Annotated in this window: 12 protein-coding genes; 5 read left to right on the forward strand and 7 right to left on the reverse strand. The window is 57.9% G+C overall.

Annotated features, from left to right (window positions below):
* The 4 genes from BG57_RS27800 to BG57_RS27815 all read left to right on the forward strand — a co-directional run.
* Positions 1-1,424 (forward strand): Y-family DNA polymerase (locus BG57_RS27800; protein WP_420912093.1); only part of this gene is annotated, 1,424 nt, incomplete at its 5' end.
* Between the two features lie 20 nt (positions 1,425-1,444).
* The gene (locus tag BG57_RS27805) at positions 1,445-4,651 is read left to right on the forward strand and encodes an error-prone DNA polymerase (protein ID WP_035970119.1); all 3,207 of its coding nucleotides are present in this window, start codon (positions 1,445-1,447) and stop codon (positions 4,649-4,651) included.
* 584 nt (positions 4,652-5,235) lie between these two features.
* Positions 5,236-5,757 (forward strand): hypothetical protein, encoded by a 522-nt coding sequence (locus BG57_RS27810; RefSeq protein ID WP_035970120.1) that lies wholly within the window; start codon positions 5,236-5,238, stop codon positions 5,755-5,757.
* A 176-nt stretch (positions 5,758-5,933) separates the two neighbouring features.
* A complete protein-coding gene (locus BG57_RS27815; RefSeq protein ID WP_035970122.1) occupies positions 5,934-8,834 on the forward strand; it encodes a CHAT domain-containing protein in 2,901 nt (966 codons plus the stop codon).
* Here the strand turns inward: BG57_RS27815 and BG57_RS32000 are convergent.
* The 5 genes from BG57_RS32000 to BG57_RS32010 all read right to left on the reverse strand — a co-directional run bounded on the left by BG57_RS32000 (position 8,772) and on the right by BG57_RS32010 (position 15,673).
* Positions 8,772-9,542: a recombinase family protein gene (locus BG57_RS32000; protein ID WP_308743705.1), complete on the reverse strand. Its 771-nt coding sequence runs from the start codon at positions 9,540-9,542 to the stop codon at positions 8,772-8,774. The genes BG57_RS27815 and BG57_RS32000 overlap by 63 nt on opposite strands.
* Before the next feature lie 1,498 nt (positions 9,543-11,040).
* On the reverse strand, positions 11,041-12,978 hold the full coding sequence (locus BG57_RS27820; protein ID WP_152562723.1) for a hypothetical protein: 1,938 nt from the start codon (positions 12,976-12,978) through the stop codon (positions 11,041-11,043).
* Between the two features lie 231 nt (positions 12,979-13,209).
* On the reverse strand, positions 13,210-13,740 hold the full coding sequence (locus tag BG57_RS27825) for a hypothetical protein (RefSeq protein WP_035970124.1): 531 nt from the start codon (positions 13,738-13,740) through the stop codon (positions 13,210-13,212).
* A gap of 18 nt (positions 13,741-13,758) precedes the next feature.
* On the reverse strand, positions 13,759-14,241 hold the full coding sequence (locus BG57_RS34380) for a competence protein CoiA family protein (RefSeq protein ID WP_152562724.1): 483 nt from the start codon (positions 14,239-14,241) through the stop codon (positions 13,759-13,761).
* Between the two features lie 1,075 nt (positions 14,242-15,316).
* Complete coding sequence (locus tag BG57_RS32010) at positions 15,317-15,673, reverse strand: DUF3892 domain-containing protein (protein WP_308743704.1); 357 nt, start codon at positions 15,671-15,673, stop codon at positions 15,317-15,319.
* 539 nt (positions 15,674-16,212) lie between these two features.
* Here BG57_RS32010 and BG57_RS27835 point away from each other — a divergent pair.
* Positions 16,213-16,566, forward strand: coding sequence for a helix-turn-helix domain-containing protein (locus BG57_RS27835; RefSeq protein ID WP_035970127.1), 354 nt, complete (start codon positions 16,213-16,215; stop codon positions 16,564-16,566).
* A 19-nt stretch (positions 16,567-16,585) separates the two neighbouring features.
* Here BG57_RS27835 and BG57_RS27840 read toward each other — a convergent pair whose 3' ends face one another.
* Together BG57_RS27840 and BG57_RS27845 are read right to left on the reverse strand one after the other, a co-directional pair.
* The gene (locus BG57_RS27840; RefSeq protein WP_035970128.1) at positions 16,586-17,266 is read right to left on the reverse strand and encodes a hypothetical protein; all 681 of its coding nucleotides are present in this window, start codon (positions 17,264-17,266) and stop codon (positions 16,586-16,588) included.
* A 149-nt stretch (positions 17,267-17,415) separates the two neighbouring features.
* Complete coding sequence (locus BG57_RS27845; protein WP_035970129.1) at positions 17,416-17,901, reverse strand: helix-turn-helix domain-containing protein; 486 nt, start codon at positions 17,899-17,901, stop codon at positions 17,416-17,418.
* Positions 17,902-17,930 lie beyond the last annotated feature (29 nt).

Consider the following 17,930-nt stretch of genomic DNA (forward strand, 5'->3'; position numbering starts at 1 on the left):
GGTGGTCGCCTCCGTCTGAGCACGGCTGCGTGGTGCTCGAGCGCGACAAGGTCATTGTGCTCGATGCAGGGGCAAGAGACGCGGGTGTGCGGGTTGGCATGAAACGCGGTGGGGTCACGACGCTCGCGTCGGAGGCGTTGATGTTCGATCGCAGCCCGGAGCGAGAACACGAGATGCAGCGCGAGGTGGCGATCGCGCTACTGCGTTTTTCGCCCCAGGTGACGGTGTGTGAAGAGGAAACCATCATTGTGGATGTCACCGCGAGCTTGCGACTCTTCGGCGGCATCCTGCGCGTGTGCAAGGACATCAGAAGCGTCGTCGCGACCATCGGCGTCACCGCGCGCATGAGCGTCGCGCCCACCGGGCGCGGCGCCTGGCTCCTCGCCAAGCCGGGTCGCCAGCGGGTGCTCAAGATGCGGTCGCTTGAACGCCACTTAGGTGCCTTGCCCTTCATGATCGTCCCAGAGCTGCGCCCGTTCGCCGACTGGTTAAACGGACTGGGCTGCCGCGTTCTGGGTGATATCCAACGCCTGCCGCGCGCAGGTTTGAAAAAGAGGTGTGGCGTGGACCTACTCGATTCCCTGGACCGGGCCTATGGCCTGGCGCCTGAACTGCACGAATGGCTGGAGCTGTCGCCGACCTTCAGCGCACGCGTGGAGCTGCCTGATCGCGTCGAGCATGCCGAAGCCATCCTGTTTTCCGCGCGGCGACTCGTCGTGCAGCTCTGCGGGTGGCTCACCGCCCAGCAACTGGCGCTCACGCATGCCACGATCACACTCGAGCACGAGCGCGGACGCCAGGCCATCGAGCCGACGCTCATTGAGATCGCGCTCGCTGAACCGACCTGGCATGAAGAGCACATGATACGTCTCTTGAAGGAGCGACTTGGACGTACCGAACTCGACGCCGCGGTCATCGCCGTGCGGCTGACGGCGTCCGAAGTACGAGCGGCTGAGCCGCCCAGCGATTCGCTGTTCCCCGAGCCCGGTGGATCCGAGCAAGACCATAACCGGCTGCTGGAGCTACTGGCTGCGCGTCTCGGGCCGGAAAATGTGCTGCGGCCCGCGCCCGCGCCCGATCATCGCCCGGAGCACGCGAATCAGTGGGTGCCCGTGCAAGGCAGCCCCAAAACCACCCTCACGCCCTCCGCGCTCCTCGCGCCTGATGATCTGCCGCGGCCCACCTGGCTGCTGCATGTGCCGTTGCGGTTGATGGTCAAGAACCATCGTCCGTTCTATGGTTCGCCGCTCAAGCTCGTCTCAACCGGCGAACGCATTGAGGCCGGATGGCATGACGGGGCGCTGGTGACGCGCGATTACTTTGTTGCGGAAGCCGACGACAAGAGCTGCTACTGGATCTATCGGGAACGGCCGAGCGTCAAGACCGAGGAGACGCGCTGGTTCCTCCACGGCCTGTTTGGCTAAGCGAACAAGCAGGTGGCATTGTGGAGTTTCCCTCATCGGCCCTGCCGGACTACGCTGAGCTTTTCGCGTTCAGTAACTTTACGTTCCTGCACGGTGCGTCGCACGGTGAAGAGCTGGTGCTGCGGGCGGCACAACTGGGGTACGCGGGACTGGCCATCACCGACGAGTGTTCGGTCGCGGGCGTCGTGCGCGCGCATGTTCAGGCCAAGGAAGAAAAGCTGCCGCTCGTCATCGGCTCGTACTTTCGTCTGGTCCATGCCCGTCAGGGTGCGGATCGCGGTCCCAACAACCGCCCTGCTCTTGGTCCCACTTCTGGCCCCGCGTTTGGCCTGATCTTGCTTGCCCAGAACCGGGAAGGTTACGGCAACGTGTGCGAGCTCATCACGCTGGCGCGAATGCGGGCGACCAAGGGCAGCTACCTGCTCACGCCCGACGATCTCGCGCGGCCGGAACCCGAGTACGCGCATTTGAAGGGCGTGCAAAACTGCCTCGCGATCCTGGTGCCAGACTTTCCGGCGACTGAAGAGACGCTGACTGCACAGGTCGACTGGCTGCGCCACACTTTCCCGGCGCGTGCCTGGGTCGGGCTCACGTTGCATCAGCGCGCGATGGACGACATTCATCGAGGCATCGTCGAACAGGTCGCGTTGCGAGCCGGAATCCCGGTTGTGGCAACCGGCAACGTCGTGATGCATGTGCGCTCGCGCAAGCCCCTGCAAGACACCATGACCGCGATCCGCGTCGGCAAACCCGTGGCCGAATGTGGCTATGAGCTGGCGCCCAATGCCGAGCAGCATTTGCGTTCCCGCTTGCGGCTCGCCAACCTGTATCCACCGCATGCGCTTGCCGAAACGTTGAGGGTGCTGGCGCGCTGCACCTTCTCGCTGAATGAACTGCGCTACGAGTATCCCGACGAACTGGTCCCCGAAGGCTACACGCATGAAGCGTATCTCCGACAAGAGACGTATATCGGCGCGCACCGACGCTTCCCAGCCGGCGTTCCCCACCATGTGCAGCAACAAATCGAGCACGAGCTGCAGCTCATTCGGGAACTCCGATACGAAGCGTACTTTCTGACCGTCTATGACATCGTGCGCTTCGCGCGCAGTCAGCACATCCTCTGTCAGGGCCGGGGGTCGGCTGCGAACAGCGCGGTGTGCTATTGCCTGGGCGTCACCGAAGTCGATCCCTCGCGCGGCAACATGCTGTTCGAGCGCTTCATCAGCAAGGAGCGCGGTGAGCCGCCCGACATCGATGTCGACTTCGAGCACCAACGGCGCGAAGAGGTCATCCAGTACATCTACCGAAAGTATGGACGGGACCGAGCGGCAATTGCAGCCGCAGTATCGACCTACCGACCGCGCGGCGCACTTCGAGAAACCGGCAAGGCGCTCGGCATCGATCCCCAGATCGTCGACAAGGTCGCGAAAAGCCATCAGTGGTTCGACCACTCGCAGGACCTGCTGCGTCGTTTTGAAGAGTCGGGCCTCGATCCTGCCAATCCTCTGATTACCATGTGGGCGAATCTGGCGGCGCAGATCCTGAATTTCCCTCGACATCTGTCGCAGCACTCGGGCGGCTTTGTGATTAGCCGCGGCAAGCTCACGCGGCTGGTGCCGGTGGAGAATGCGGCGATGCCCGACCGCAGCGCGATCCAGTGGGACAAGGACGACCTCGAAGCGCTTGGACTACTCAAAATCGACGTGCTGGCGCTCGGCATGTTGTCTGCGATTCGACGCACGCTAGATATCGTCTCCGAGCAACGTGGGGAGCGCTTCGAAATGCAGGACATTCCGGCGGAAGATGCGACCACCTACGAGATGATCTCCCGCGCCGACACGGTCGGCGTCTTCCAGATCGAGTCGCGCGCGCAGATGAGCATGCTGCCGCGTATGCAGCCCAGAGCGTTTTACGATCTCGTGATCGAAGTCGCGATCGTGCGGCCCGGACCGATCCAAGGTGGTGCCGTCCACCCCTACTTGCGGCGGCGCCAGAAGCTCGAACCGGTCAGTTATCCCAGTAAGGAATTGGAAATCGCGCTGGGCCGCACGCTCGGCGTGCCGATTTTCCAGGAGCAGGTCATGCAGGTGGCGATTCTCGCCGCAGGCTTCACACCGGGCGAAGCCGATCAGCTACGGCGCGCGATGGCGGCATGGAAGCGCAAGGGCGGTCTGCAGCAATACTACGATCGCATCGTCGGAGGCATGCAGGCACGTGGCTACGACAAGGCGTTCGCGGAAGCCATCTTTGAGCAAATCAAGGGATTCGGCGAGTATGGCTTTCCGGAGAGTCATGCGGCGAGCTTTGCGCTGCTCGTCTATGCGAGCAGTTGGCTCAAGTGTCACGAGCCCGCCGCGTTTCTGGCCGCCATGCTCAACTCGCAGCCGATGGGCTTCTACTCGCCCTCTCAGCTTGTGCAAGACGCGCGGCGTCATGGCGTTCAAATCGCGCCAATCGACGTGACCATCAGCGGATGGGATTCGGTGCTGGAAAAGCGGCCCGGCAACGAGAAGCCCGACAAGCCACTCGTTCGGCTCGGCCTTTCGTTGCTCAAAGGCATGCGCGAGAGCGCGGCGGAGCGGATCGAAACGGCGCGCGCGGTCAAGCCGTTCGAAAGCGTGAGCGACTTGGCGCGCCGCGCGCAGCTGGATCGCCGCGACCTGCACGTGCTCGCGGCAGCGAACGCTCTCCGGTCACTGGCGGGAAACCGTCGTGAAGCGCTGTGGCAGTCTGCGGCCGCGGTGCCCGACCGCGACATCCTGGCCGATACACGGATCGACGATGAGACGCCGACGCTCGGTGCACCGTCGGAAGCGCAGGAGATCGTGAGCGACTATAACACTGCGGGATTGACGCTCGGACGCCATCCGCTCTCGCTCTTACGGCCGGCGCTGCTTGAACAACGGCTCGTGCCCGCTTCGACCTTGCGGACCTATCGAAACGGCCGTCTCGCGCGAGGCTGTGGGCTGGTGACCGTACGGCAGCGACCCGGCACCGCCAAAGGCGTCATGTTCGTGACGCTCGAAGACGAAACGGGGAACGTCAACGTCATCGTATGGCCGTCCTTGCTTGAGAAACAGCGGCGTGAAGCGTTGGGCGCGGCCTTGCTCGCCGTCTACGGCACCTGGCAATGCGAAGGGGAAGTCCGTCACCTGGTGGCGCAACGACTCGTCGATATGTCGCATTTGCTTGGTGGTTTGACGACGGTCAGCAAGAACTTCTGCTAGCACGTAGCGTTGCCGGCTTAGATGGCTGGCAAGTCGGAACCCGCATCTGTCGTTCGACATGCGGTCGGTCTGACGTCTCTTGCTGATGGCGCAACGGTTATTGCCTCGTGCCCAGTGACCTTTAGCTTGGAATGCATGCTGGAGCTGATCCGAAAGCGACGGCGGACCATCCGTAGCTTCCACTCAACATCATGTTACTCGTGAGCCCTAATGTCGTGCATATTGCATCCCTGCGCACGGGAGAACGACGACACAGATTCCGCCCGCGCGATTGATCGTCACTTGCCTTCGCTTTGCGGTTCTGCGCGCGGCCATGGGTGAGTCGGTTCTATATGAGCCGCGGGGTCGCCGGGCGTGAGCCTACGTGTGCGAGACGGCTCCGAGGCTGAGTGGTCGGGCGCAGCAGGAGCCGCCGGGCCGCTCCGATTCTCAACGGTTGCTGAATTGCGTTGCGGCGCTTCGGCGGGTACCGCAACTTCTAAGGTCGCAACAGCCAACAGGCAGCCAATAGCGACAGTTCGCGCGTGAGTTGTCAAGTTGTCTACTATCATTGTCTTGCCCCGCAACGAATTTGAGGTGAGGCCATGAATCGCGACGAGCATCCGGTTTGGGCCGTGTATGACAAATTTCGCACTGCGCGTCTCAACGTCAAATATTACTGTAGACGGTTGCATCGGCTTGAGCGGATGGACCGCGCGCTCGACATCATTCTCCTCATCGCCGCACCGACTTCTGCGGTCGCCGGACTTTGGTTCTGGGAAACCGAGTACGGACGGGTTGTATGGCAGTGCCTAGGCGTTGTTGCCGCGCTCGTCGCCACGGTCAGGCCGGCTTTACACATCACAAAGCGGATCAAAGACTATGAGAGCGCGATCTCGGCCTATCAGATGCTTGAATACGACCTCGATGCAATCCGTCAAAAAATCGAACAGCGAGGAATTTACGACGCCAAGCTTAAGGCCGAGTTCATCAGGGCGATCGAGCGTCAGCGCAATGCGGACCTCGCGAGCCCGGAAAAAGTGGCGGAATCCCGCCTGCTGCGCGATTGCACGGCTGCAGTAATGGAGGAGCTGCCGGCGAGCTTTTTTTTCGTCCCAGCTTCTTGACGGTGTGCGTCCGCGCCTTTTTATCCCTGCCTTCTGTCGACGATTGCATTAGACGTATGCCGACTCGTCTTATTGCTACGGCGCACTAAGCCACCGGATTATGTGCGCCGTTTTCTCCGCAGATCCGGCAGACGCGTGTTTCGCACGGCTTTTAGTCAGAGAGTGCCAGGTGCATCATGATCTCCCTTACGATCGAAGTGGCGCTCGCGAGCGCGTTGGCTTTGTCTCTGACCTGCGGTAGCGCGTTCGGTCAGACGGTGGACATTGAAGCCCCTGACGCTTACGCGCCCGCCCCGACGAGCGCCCCCGCGTCTTCTGCGCCAGCGCCCGCAGAGGCGCGCCCGCAGGACATTGAAAGTCAACTTGCTCAGACCGCAAATGGCGACGAGCGGTTTCGGTTACTCACTCAATTGTCGAGGTCGTACTATCGTGCAGGCCAAGTTAACGAGAGTCTGCGCGTACGAACGCAGTTAGTCGATGATGAAGCGATCTCGCCAGGCAAGCGATCGCTCGTCGCGGCGCAACTGGCCCTGTCGCTGGCCCTGTTGAATCAGCATGTTGCGAGTGACCGCATGATCGTTCGAGCCAAGGCGCTCGCGCAGCAAACGAGCAATGCGGAGCTGGAACAACTGTCTCGCGAGCCCGCTTATGCACATTTGGAAGCCCAAGCGGAAGTGGCGCGCCGGTTCGATTTTCGTCATGATGTCGCGTTGGCCCGCTACCGGGAGCATGCGGATCTTGCCTGGCGCAATCTGAACGATTCGAACCTGAGTGAGAAGCGGCGGCGTGCTGCAGCTAACGAACTGTTAAAGAGCACGTCTGACCTGACACGCGTTCTGCTTCAGAACAACCGCCGCGACGAGGCATTGAGCTACGTCAATGAGATCAATTGGTATATCGATCATCGACCTGACCTGAAGCCGACGACGGAACAGCGGGCAGAGGTGCAGTTGGCTCGTGCGCTCGCGCTCTGCTCGTTCGACGACTACGAAGCCGCACTGGATGCAATCAGCCAGAGCATGGCCCTCTATCGCCAAGCGGGAATCCCTGAGCACGATACCCGCTATGGAGAAGCTTTGCGCTTCAAGCTCATGATTGCGCTCGCGCTTGGCACGATTCGCTCCTTCGGCGCAGATGCCGATGCGCTTGATCGCGCGCGGGCCGTTAATCCTGTTCTCGTCGGAAGCGCGTCCAACGAAGAACTTGAATCGCTAACTCTCGCAGCGCGCGGCAAATGGGCTGATGCCGACGCTCGCATTCAAGCCGCAATCGACAGGCGTATGCGCAGCGAGGGGCCGGAAAGTCCGTACGTGAAGTATCGTCAGGCGATGCAGATGCTTTACCGATTGAACGATCCGCAAGCGCGCATCACGAGAAGTACCATCGAACGGTACGTGCGCCCGCTGATGGGAAGCCAGGACGAATGGTCCGACTCTGCGACCAGGGGCGTCTATGTAGAAGACGGAGCGCTTGTTGCGGCGATGGATTGGCTGATGCGCCCGGGACGGGCAGACAGTGATATCGCTCTCGCGTTTCAAATCTCTGAACTGTTGCAAACGAATGCAACGCAGGGGGCAATGTTAGATGGCGCGGCGCGGCTGGCGGCGATCGATCCGGCGTTGCGCGGGCTTATCGAGCAAGAGCAGACGCTGCGTTACGAAGAACGCACGAGCCGGAATCTGTTCTCCGCTGCCGCGAATAAACTGGATCGCGTCTCAGCAAATGCAGACGCCGACCCAGAGATCATCAAGCGCCAGACGAAACAAGTTGAGGAAAGAAGCAGAGCCCTTAAGGAGCAGACCGCCAGAGTGACCGCGTTGCGGCGCGAAATCGCCAAAGCATTCCCCGGCTATCGAGAACTGCGCGCCCCCGTCATTCCTTCACCAGAAAAGCTCGGTGCGTCGCTCCAACCAAATGAAGCCTACGTAAGCCTCTACGCGGGAAGGACGGCCAGCTATGCATTCGTCGTCAAAGCAGACGGACGCCTGCATGCCGTTCGGCTTGATGTGACGCGCGCTCGGCTCACCGAACTCACTCTAGCGTTGCGTAGCAGCTTTGACGCGGGCGCCCCGCCGCGCAAGGCGGGAGAACTGGCGGGATTCGATGTCAAGGCATCGGCGAGTCTTTTCAATTATTTGATCGCCCCCATACAGCCCGCGCTGGGCGACGCCCGCACGGTGTATCTGTCGGCGAGTGGCGTCGTTGCAAGTCTGCCCTTCAACGTGCTTACTTCGCGGCCGGCTGCAGCCCTGAACAATGCGGATTGGTGGATCGGTGTAGTCACTCCGGTCCGAATTCCCAGCGCTTCGGCGCTCGTGCTCGAACGCGCGCAAAAAGGCCGTCCGGCGAATGCACCGCTCATTGCCTTTGCTGCGCCGAGCTTCAATGGCGAAGGGTCGGTTGTCTCTGCCGGTACGTCTTCGAGCCGCGCTCGCCCATTGCGCAGTGACACGACGCTTGCTTCGTTCGACTATCGGATGGTCACGCCCTTGCCCGAGACGCTCGAAGAAGCACAGGCCATAGCGAGTGTATTGGCTGCGCCCGCTGCGAGCATCGTGACTGGGACCTACGCTACAAGAAGTGAAGTATTGAACCGTGACCTGTCGGACGACCGCGTCGTGCTTTTTGCGACGCACGGCGTCGTCGCAGGCGAGATTCCCGGGCTTCGCAAAGCTGGGCTAGCGCTTGCTTACGAGGGACGCGGACTCGCGGACTCAGTGTTGACCATCGACGATATTATCCCTCTGCGCCTAAACGCTGACTGGGTCGTGCTATCCGCGTGCAATACAGGCTTCGTGACAGGTGCTGCTGGTGATTCAATTGCAGCGCTGATTCGCGGATTCTTTGCCGCGGGCGCGCGAAGTCTACTGGTTACACAATGGCCCGTCGAATCAGAATCCGCCAAGCAGCTAACCGTTGGGCTCTTCACGTCTTATGCACAAGATAGTTCGCTGACAAAAGCGGACGCACTTGCTCGGGTTCAGCGGGACATGCTTGCGGGGAAGTACGGAGCGCTATATCAGCACCCCTATTTTTGGGGAGCATATTTCCTTGCGGGCGACGCTGGACGCCGTTGAGGAAGCCAAGAATGAGCGGACGACCCCTGATCGAGATAGCCACGTTGCTACGACAACTTGCAGAGATTGCAAGCCGTCGTACTCGGATAACCGCGCATCTGGATCGAAACCCAGACCAACGTCACGATGCCAGACATAGCCGACCGGCACGCTGATACGCAACTCGCCACGCTGTGCCTTCTCGCGTTCGGCGTCAAGCATGCGCGTTCGAAGCACGTTGAGTTCGAACTCGCTGATTCTGCCCCTCATGCCAAGTAGCAGCCGGTCATTTGCTCGACAGGGATCGTACACACCGTCGAGATCGATTACTCTCGCTTCAACGAGACCACAGAGCTCGCGCAGATGATGCCAGTCACGCCCGTTACGGGCAAGGCGTGGGGCATCCAGGCAAAGCACCGCACCGACATCGTCTGCGCACAACAATGCGACCAGGCGATCGAAGCCCGGCCTCGCAACCGTGCCGCTTGCCGAGCGCCCTAGATCATCATCGATAACTTCAACGTCGCGAAAGCCACTGCGCTTTGCTTCCTGAACGAGTTCATACTGTCGGCGCTGGCTCCCGACGTTCAGTTGGACCTGCGCCTGGGTCCCTCGGTTTAGCCAAACGACCGAAGGCCGGTACTGTTGTTGGCCAAAGGCGCTTTTCAGTGCGCTCTCCGGACTACATGCCGTACCACAGCACCCTGCGCTGGTTCGAGGCGACGCGATGGGCGGCTATCTAACGTAAGTAGTCCCCGGCTACTTCGCGAAGGCTTTAAGGCGTTTCAAGGCATTGAGTAAACCTGCTTGGGAGCGACGCGAGGCGATGCCAATACGAATACTTTTCGGCGTCCGTTCGGATACTCCTTCAGGACTTCCGGATCAGCGACACGAGAAAGAAATGCTTGCAAACGGAGCCGCGTTGTGGCGTAGGTCCATTGGTTTTCCCGCATACCGTTCGGGTCATCGCTCAACTAAATCTATTCCGTGGAGCTCACGACGTGCCGTACTTGCGCAGGACTCGAAGTGTGCGCTATCCCGAAACCATCCAGCGTAATGAACGGGATTAGGCCCACGGCCCCTTTCTCATTGCTGGTTGTCGAGTCTATAAGCCGCTTGTTCATTATGTAAAGGGCTTCTCAGGACGGGTCGGCATCTTAATAACACCGGTCGCGAACCGGATCAAAGCAATAGGCCGTTCCGCCGGACTCGCACACCTGTTCCATAGTACTGTTACAAACTAGGCCTTGATAGCACCGCTGAGAAGTTCCGTAGCAGTTGTCACCATACCTCCCCGCGCAACGATACGGCGCGTAGCTTGGACATACTTTCGTTTCAACGATTGAACCGCGCCCCGAAGTCGAACCTGGGCCGTTAGCGGAATTTGTCGCCTGAACTGCGCAACCGACGTACAGACATGCGCTGAGCGAGACAATCGTTTTTCGGAGCATACTGGACCTATTTACAATCGACACTAGGACCCGGACGGGTATAGGGCTGAAGATATCGCGATTGCACGACGGCAGTCACGACCTCAGTCTGTTGTGGCTTCAATACTTTTTCTTCCCGCGTATTGCCTAGTGAGACTATTGCCGCAATGTCTTTGTTTGCGTGAAGATTCTCCAACACAAAATTCGACGTGCCGTCGATAGGCTGGAGCACGAGTGCCGTGTTCGAACTTCGAATAAGATCTGGAGGCTCATAGCCATCGAGATCAGCGTCAGTCCAAACAATCGCAGGTTTCGCTGTACTTGACGAGAAACAGCCAATGATGATTGAGTTGTTGATGTTCTGGGGAAGCGAGTGGAACACAAGCTTGCGGGTTGGAACACTCCCAGAAACTCCAAGTTCCAGAAAGCATATACCGACCTGTCGCGGGTAGTTTGCAAACCCAACCACTGCGACTTCCCGTCGACCGCTACCGCAATCTTTTCCCTCAACAAGCTGCGGCCCCGTGGCGTTACCACTGATTAGAGGTCTTCGATGGATAGGGTATTCCGCATAGCATGACGTGCTCAGTAAGGCCGTCAGCGAGACGATACCCATGAACGATGCGAATTGTCTTCTAGTGGACATATCCCACGACGTGTGGTAGTTATGCGGTTTTCCCACTATAGCTCAAGGACCAGATATAAAAAAGCGCAACTTCGGCAATTATCGAATGCTTACGCCTGAACCAACGACTGTCAAGAAGTCCACAGTAGGTGCTCTATCGATCCATGCTTGTTCAATAAATTTTTGTTAAGGAAAACTTACCCGATTGCTCATCACCTACATTTAACCAACTCCCGGAGAGGGACCACTGTTTGGGTTCAATGTCGATTTGTCCACTGAACCGAGCACCCGAAGAAGTAAGTCCGAAGTCAACGCTCCCATCAGGCTGCACCTGGCCGTCTTTTATAAAAAAATCGTCTTCGGTCCCACTCCCGCTTCCCGTCATACCCCCCTCCTCATTGATTACTACGGTTACTGCGCCAGCGTCTCCACCCTGAAAAGTGCCGGTATATGTTCCTGCGTACGACCGTATTCGCGCCGCATAGAAGCCCGAGAACGCTTCAAACTTCGGGTTTTCGTTTTGCCCGGCGATCCCCTGAGCGAGTACAAGCGATACTTGATGCTCGCCAGAAAGATCTATCGATGATTTATTGAGATCGATCTCTGTTATCGGTTTAACTAACGTCTCTGGAAAACGGAATACCCCGTCGATGTAGACGTTAAATGTGTCAGCGACTTTCTTGTCGGCGGGCGCGACTCGAATATCCGTGCGGACGTGGAGGATCGGACGATGAATAATATCCGCGAATACGACGTAATGTTCGTTTTTTGTCCCTTCAACCAGCTTTCTCGATGGAAGCGGCGTTATTCGCATAATGTCATAGGCACTGTTCTGGCCGAGCTCCGCCGCGTCGAACGATCGACGAAAGCTTGCTTTTCTAAAGAAAGACGCGTCGGATCCGAGTTGAAAAATTTGGCCGTAGTCCTGCGCAGGACGCACACCAGAGTATGTAACGTGGAGGTCACTCTGCGCGATTGCTACCTCCAGTGTTTGGCCTGGCGAATTTGGATCGTAGGCGAACAGGCTGCAGACGGACGGACCACACTTGGTGCTAAATACAAGGACCGTGTGTCCTTCCCATTGCTTCCCTTCTGCTGTCGGACGGTCGACGACAAAGTTCAGCATTTGAGGACGCCCGAAGCTCATGGCAGCCAGAAATTTATGCAACGCCGCTCTCTTTTCGGCAGGCGTTGGAGCAAACGGGATCCGCTGAGCGTAATAAGTATTCGGGTAGGTGGACAGCAGTGTATCGGCCGGGAGACTTGCTTGCCCGTCTCCATGAGCAGCCAGGTTGAAATGCATCGACGCTGCTAGGTCTCTCCCAATGATGTCATCCCCCCCCGCTGTCGCGACACGTTCTTGATAGCGGACAAACAGGGGCGGTGATGTTATTGCGTTATCGAAAAACCATTTGGCAACCGCGCTCATTCCGAAACAGACCCCATCCATAAAAGTATAATCAATCGGACTCGACTGATTTTGAAACCGTGTTGTAAAATTACGGATAAAAAAGCCGTGCGTTGCTGGATTAAAACCAACTGCGCGATGGGGGGTGGCCTTGATGCTCGATGAACTTCCAGATACTACAGCAGCGGCGCTGAAGTGGGCGATAGGGAACGAGATAAGGCCATCTGAATCTGAGAGCACCTCCAAAGGCTCATAGTGGCCGCTCTCTTCATCTATAAATACAGGCAATGCAACGTCGCCCTTGGTTTGATCGTACGGGATTGTTACCAGCACCGGCCTCAAAAAAACTGCATCAGATCGTTTCGCCGAGCGGGAGAGGATTAATATCTTTGAAGAAAAAGCTAGGCCACTATCATTTTGTGCGGTTAAATCTCGGTCGGAGGGCACTTCCTTATAAGATAAGGTGATCGTCTCCGCGTCGTCGGATAAGGCTTTAGGCGGAATATCGACTCTTGCGCCGTATATTGGGCTCCTGATATCGACAACGGTCAGGACGCCGCCACTGCTGTTCTCGATGGTTCGCGATACGCCGAATCCCGAGGCGTTCGCAGGCGTATCGTCGCCACCGCCGCCGCAGCCTAGGAGAAGGATCGCAACGGCGTACACGAATGCGGTTTCGATTACAGGCACGAGCTTGCGCATGGCAGCCCCCAGCTTCATCTGATGCCCACGCAGGCACTGTCAACAGCGCGGTCAGGTGCCCGCACGACGCGTCGATAGTTACTCTTGATCTCATTCTAGACGCTGACATCGAATTTTCAGAATTATTTCGAAGTACAAACGGGCGACGTGCGGTCATCAAGCTAAACGCCTACTACAGCGCGCGGGTGTGCTACGCAGGTAAGCGGCTGGCCAACTCTCGGCCTTAGCTAGTCACGGCCGGCGCTCGGCGATAAGGCCGTTCTCATCTCGATACGTAATGTGCGCAGTGGCCGCGAGCACTGCTAACAGACTCTCAAAATGAGATTCCACATCTCCTTCATGCGCACCCTTCTCTTCCCAGCGCAATATCATATTCGCTGCTGCAAAGGAAGGAGTCACGGTGAGGAGCCGGTCAGCCCGATACCTGTGCCACAGCCGTTTCAACTTTGACGTCGCTTCAGTTTGCCAATCGCCCGTCAGCACGGTATCGTCCCCGCGAACGACAAAGCTACCAGACGTTGTCTGAAATCGAGACATGCCTTGGCTCGCCGGGTATCGCTTGGCAGCCTGGGCATGCGCGTCAGCCAGAGACTGAGCTCGAGCTTGAGCTTCTGCCTGCGCTTCCTTCTCGAGTTGCCCGGCTCGGGGATTGAACAGCCACTTCCGTCCTTCGACAGACTCACTGATAAAGGATCGTATTTTGGCCCAGTCCACTGAGCGATCCAACCTCCAGGCATCCAGTTCGATCGCGGGTATCTGCATGCGAGCAAGTTTTCGAAGCTATTCATCGTCCACAAGATGCTCGACCGCGACTTCGATGATTAACTGTCGGTCATGCGTTGTCACGACGGCGTCGGCCACGATCTCCCCCAAACGGACTTCGAGCCGCGGCTCAACATAAGAGACTGCGCGCCCTTTCAAGCAGCGGTTTGCATGCCCAACATGAGAGCCAATGCTTACCCGCGCCTCCACAGCGAGATCAGGTATGCGAACTACATCGCCTTCGAGGATTACTTGTTTCACGGCCTTATGCAGTGCCGTCTCCGCTGCGTGCTGGCAATCCGCTGTGGATAGGTGCGCAAAGTGCCACGCGGTTTGGGTTCCCTTCTTGGCAATCACACGTGAGCCGCAGGCAACGCAGCAGCACGCACATGCTTTACCGCGGGGAACCTCTGAAACATGCACAAGCTTGCCCGATACGTTCAGCGCGAACACCGCGTCTTTCGCCCGTCCATCCCGGGGACTCGGGCGAGTGGACTCCATCGCATTAACGCGCACAATACAAACCTTTGTTCAGAAACCGAATTCGTTGCACTATCGTTTGATGATCCGTTGCGCCGCACGCTGGATCGCCTCCGTCTTCCGATGATGATCGCGCTGTTTTTTGCTAAGCGGCCGATCTCCTGCTGCGTCCGAAGAGTCCTGGCGCGCGGCCATTTGCACTATAGGGTTTCGAGTTTGTCTAACGTGAGGGCACTTAGTACGCTCCTTGCCGATCGTGACATCGGCAGCATCGCCAACATCGCGAAGTTGGCCTGAGTAAAGAACACGCGTGCTGCATCGCACTCTTCGTGGACTTTCCGCGCGTCCTCTGGCAAATGGACCGATTCGTTGAATAGTTCTGCAGCCCTGCGATATCGACGGCTTGCGGATCAGCAGCGAGCAAAGCATCTGCCCGACGCCAGAGTGAGGAGATCCGTCGCTCCGAAAGCGATAGCGCAGCCGAGCCGCGGATAACGCCTTTCTCAACTTCCTTGTAGCGCGCGGCAGCACGGTTGCTTGCCAATCCAGACGCTAAGAGATCGCGGACTTCTGATTCTGAGCGTTCGACTACGTAAACAACTGCCATATTGGGCGCCGCTGCTGATTCGACGCCGAAGTTCCCTTTCCGCCTCTGGGCAAGCTTTTGCAAATGCGGCGACCCGGCGAACCCAATTTTCCGCTTCTTGGTATGCGGCACGTACTACACGTTCCGTTCTTTTGTGCGGCGTTCCACAATTCGTCAAGGCACAATGCGTTTCCGATCCGAAGCCATACGGCCAGACAACGCGCCCGAGCCCGATGTGCGCGGGGTTGACCTTCTCGACGTAGCCAGGCAAGTTTTGGAGTTTCGCTTGGCGTTCTGACTGTACGGCAAAGTTGATCAATGTCGATTTGCATATGCTTGATAGTTCGATCAGCAAGCTCGATCACACCCCAATTCTTAAGAGACTGCGTCTGCGGACCTCGAAAGGAAGTTTCCCAGAATTGGCATAGCGAATGACGTGTCGCGGCGTATCACCCTGCCACCTATTGCGCTTTACAGGTGGCAGGATGGGCTCTAATCACACCGGGCACTCTATCGCAACGGCAGCGAAAGAAGATTGTCCGACTTACGACCATCTGCAACGGTCTGGACATATTTAATACGGCCGTTGCTATGCACACGCACCCAAGCTCCCGTGCGTCCGGGGTTTGAATCTGGGCACCAAACCCGATCTTGATTGTAGCTTTCGATGAAAGCCACAATCTGCTCACGGGATGAACGCGTGGGCTCGCCAACGACCTTTCCGTCGACGATTTTGATCCACCATAGATAGGCAATGTGCTCGTGGCTACTGCCACCAGACATCTCCCTCGCTACACACTTGTACGTCGTTTTTGCGGCCATGGGTTTTCGCTTCCTAGTTCGCAACGTAAGGAAGCCGGGGCTCATTGCGACCCCGGCTCGCTATACAACTCCGTTGTTAAACGGACGGCCACGACCGGCAATGTTCACAAACCGTTTCGAGACGACCCCGACGGAAGCGTACATATGCACGGACATGGACAGGCTTCGGAAAATGGCAGACTCTCGCCATCAACTGCTCCTATCTCAACAGCTCGGCACGACAGGAACCCTTCGGCAGACGTGCCGAACCTAGGTCAAGTAGCAGTTTGGAAAAACCCACACGCCAGCTATGGTCGGAGACCAAGTGATACACTGGCTGCTCTTGTGAAGCAAAGTAAGCCGGCGGGAGGACACCACTAATCCCTTGTCGCACGCGGCCGGGCACCACCCCGGCCGTTTCTCTTTTTTAGCGGAACCACAATATCTTGTGTTTGGTCGTCGCCTGAATACAAAGTATAGTGGAAAAAGGGTCTCGGGGGGTACTTCTTTCCGAGACCATTTTTTATTCTGACGATTTATTGTGCCAGATCGAGTCAGCTCGCGGTACAAGTTATCAACAGACAGTGCCATATTTGGCACGAGCCATGACGCCAGAACAAGAACTCGATTTCCTCCGCTCCGCAACCGAAAGGGACATTGCTGGATACTTGGCTATGCGGGTCCGTCGAGAGCGAATTCGAGGGGGATATTCCCAGCCCGCTTTTGCGGAAAAAGCGGGCATTGCGCTACGCACCTATAAACGGTTCGAATTAAGCGGCATTGGAAGTATTGAAACCCTCACTCGCGTCTTGATGGCAATGGGGCATGCACGAGGCTTTTTCACGCTGTTCCCGCAGCCCATGCCCTCAGGTCAGCCAACACTTGCTGAACGAATCGGTGCAATCAGCAAAATTGCCGAAGACGCTACGCGCGGCGAAGCCGAGAAGAATATCGACTGACGGCGATCTTGCGCCGCCACTATGGCTTCTGCTTCACGACCGCCGTGATGGTTTCGATGCTGTCCATCCAGCCGGCAGTCGTTTTGCACCGCCAGGAAACAAGGCTTCGAATCGAGGCATAGAAATCCAGTAGGTTGTAGGAGATGATCGGTTCGTGATGGGCGATGCGATTCCGTAGCTTGCGCAACTTTTCAAGCTCGATTCCCATCAACGTGCGGCATTGCGCGACCGTGTGAGCATCCGGCAAGTTCGGAAAAACTGCGCGCAGAAACGGTGTCCACAATCGACCATCGTGTCTTTGGGTCAGCATTTGCGACCAAAAAGCCATCTTCAGTTCGGCGATGACCTTGCCCGTTTCGCCCTGAGCAAACTTCCTTCGCGTGTCGATCAGTTCCCGTTGAGGGTTGAAGCCATAGCGTGGGGCCGGCAATGTTCTTTCGAATCCAGCGACCCACGGCCAGTCAGCCCCATAGCGCCGCTCGATGCCGTCGCAAATTCCGTTTCGGACGGTGACTTCGCAGATTTGTAGCGGAGTCAAAAATGCCCCCGACAACTGCGCATTCCATCCGTAAAGCTTGATCGGGTGAAGCGCGTCATTGTTTCCGGCGTTGGCGGCCGCTTGAATATAGGTTCCGAGCCGCGCTGGCGACAACGCTAAGCTGATGGCATCCAGCTCGGCTTGAGTTAGGGCAAGTGACATCTGTTGACGAAACCGTTAATAATGGGTATGATGCTGCTCATTAGCTCTGGGTCTTGTTGGCGAAAGCCTCCCCCTAGAGACAAGCGATAAAGGCGGCCCACTTCGGTGGGCCGTTTTCTTTTCTACTCCCCGATCTGCAGATGCGAGCCTCATGCGGGAGACACCGCGGCCTTCTTGATTCCGCCCCGCCGCGTCACTGCTCTTTTCATCTCGTTCGCCGCCTCGATCTCCGGCGCGATCTTCTTCAAACGCTCCACCAATCCGGAAAGGTCGTACTCGTTGCTCAGCTTGCCGCCATTGGTTGCATGCCGTTCGACGCGCCTAACCAGGCCTCCTTCTTCCAGCTCAGCAATGTATCGTTGAATCTGTCGCGGACTGAGGCCGAGGCGTTCACTCAGTGCCTGCTTGCTGGGGTACGGTTTTCGGTCCGGCTCCCACCAGTAGTCCGCCAACTGAAGCAGCACGGCAAGTTGAGTCGGATTCAACCCAAGCCGTTGTTGAGCACGCAAGAGCACGGACGGCACGACACAGAAGCCGAGCTTCATCACGGGCTTGCCCCATTTCTTGTCGGATGCTTTGTCAGCCGACACAGTGTGCAGGGAGACTACCTTCGCGGACGTTGTCGCGGTCGCCATTGATTTTTCCAGCAATTCATCACGACGTG

The organism is Caballeronia grimmiae (genome assembly GCF_000698555.1).
GTDB lineage: Bacteria > Pseudomonadota > Gammaproteobacteria > Burkholderiales > Burkholderiaceae > Caballeronia > Caballeronia grimmiae.